This is a genomic window from Synechococcus sp. RC10A2, assembly GCF_047502605.1.
On sequence record NZ_JANSHP010000111.1, the window covers coordinates 1 to 2,211 of the forward strand.

Sequence of the window (2,211 nt, forward strand, 5' to 3'; positions counted from 1 at the left end):
CATCGGGCCGCCGGGGGTGCGGCGCTCTGCGGTGTCTTTGGGGTCGGTGTGGGTGTTGGCGTCGGGGTTGACGTTGGCGTCGGCGTCAGGTTCAAGCCGACGATCACCGGGTCGTGATCGGAAGAACGGAAGGGATCCGGGGCGTAAAAGAGGCTCTGCTGTGAGGCGCTCTTGAAGCTCGTGGTGTAGTCCAGGCTCACTGGCTCGTCGGCGTTGATGTGCCACTTGGCCGACCCGGTCACTTGCGGCCTCAAGCTGGCGTTGGCCAAGGCGTGATCCAGGGATCCCCACTGACCTTGGAAGCTGAAGGAATAGCTGTTGGGGCCGTTGAGGTTGGTAAATCCGCCCTCCTCCAAGACTTTGATCGGGTCTTCCTTGGCGTAGGCGTTGAGATCCCCGATAATCAGCACATCCGGATCGGTGGAGCCGGTGGGGTTGGTGGACAACCAGTTCAGGATTTCCTGGGCAGCCCGCCTGCGGTTGCCGTTGCAATTGCCCTGGAAGGGATCGTTGTCGACAGGATCACAGGGGGATCCCTTCGACTTCAAGTGGTTGACCACCACCGTGAAGATGGCGTTGTTGCTCTTCTGCCGGAAGGTGACGGCCAAGGGAGGGCGGTGGCGACGAAGCGAGGGATCTTGGGTGAGTTCCCCGGTATCCAGAAAGGCGGGGTTGGTGCCAGGCGCAATTTCAACCGTAGCCGGCTTATAGATGAAACCATTGGTAATGGCATCACCGCCTAGGTTGGCTACCCCTACATCCACAAAAGCGTAGGTTCCCGGCCCCATGACCTGGTTGAGACCGTTCACCAAATCTTGGATGGAGCTGTTCGGGCCATAGCCGTCGTTTTCCAGCTCGTTCAGGCCCACAATATCGGCGTCCATGCGGCGAATCGCCTCGATGATCTTGTCCCGCTGGCGGGTGAACTCTGCGGCGTTCCTGGCCCCTCGACACTCGGAATTGTTGGGGAAGCAAATGTTGCCGAAGGTGTTGAAGTAGTTGAACAGATTGAAGCTGGCCACCTTCAGGGATCCGCCTACCGCGGGTGGAGTTTGCGGGCGAGGGTTGACGGACTGAAACGTCGGCAAGTTGCTGGGATCGTTGGGGTGGATGCGGTAGTCGATGGTGGCATCCACGTCGCCAGCGACGTTCCGGCCCCGTAACTGAGTCATGATCCCAACGATGTTGCTGACGCGATCCCCGCCCCGCACCGTGTTGGCAGCGCTGAGACCGCCAGGAGTGGGATAGATAACCGGATCCGGGTTTTGGGTGAGCAGCCGGTCATCGATGCGGATCCGTTTGCGGTTGTTCTCTTCCTGGAGGGCGGCCGCTTGGCTGGGATCCGCAATTTGCGTGGGGGTGAACAACCGCTCTGTGGCTACACTCAGCTCCCCGTGGCGTCCCAGCAGGAAAGAGTCGGTTACAAACAGGGGCTGGTTGCCGAAGGTAACCAGCATGCCCTCCAGAGCTTCCCGCTGCTCGGGAGTTAGCGGCAGAGCGATCTGAACCGGAGATGGCAGGGGATTGTTGGAGCTGCAGATAGTGAAGTTGGTAACGTTGGAGATCTGAGTTTGCTGGCGAAACTCGGCCACTCTCCCCGTCACCTGTACCCTATCCCCCAGGCTGACGTTGTTGGCCGTACCGCTGAAAACGAAGATGCCATCGGAAGTGGCCGGGTTGCCGTCGCCATCATCCTGCAGGTAGTAGCCCTGAAGATAGGTTTGGTTGGCTACTCCTTCGTTCTCAAAGTCTCCCACCACGATCCCGGAAACGGTAACAGTTTGGTCTACCAGCGGCGAAGCGAAGCCAGTGCCTTGGACAGTGCCAATCGGGGTCACGTTGGCGTTCGGATCACAGGCTCCTAAAGGAGGTGTCGGCGTCGGCGTGGGTGTTGCAGTCGGCGTCGCTGTCGGTGTTGCGGTGGGCGTGGCTGTCGGGGTGGGTAAAGGAGAAACTGAGAGCACTAGGCAAAACATTAACGCTGCCATCAGTTGCGCAGCACGGCGCAGAGCAGCCCTAACCCACATCCGCACACTCCTCCTTCGGGGATCCCATTTTTACCGCAACTACTGATACCACTCTCAGCAGAGAATTTGGGTAAAGAGGCAGTTATTAAGAACTCGGAAAATCATCCTCTATTTGGTATTTGGTTCAAATTACAGCCTTTTAATTTAAAATAGGGTACAGGTATTCAAGAGGAAGGAGAGAAAG

Annotated in this window: 1 protein-coding gene; it reads right to left on the reverse strand. The window is 58.3% G+C overall.

The window, feature by feature from the left end:
* On the reverse strand, window positions 1-1,838 hold a 1,838-nt coding region (locus NW848_RS15535; protein WP_414511357.1), incomplete at its 3' end, for an ExeM/NucH family extracellular endonuclease.
* Window positions 1,839-2,211: the final 373 nt, after the last annotated feature.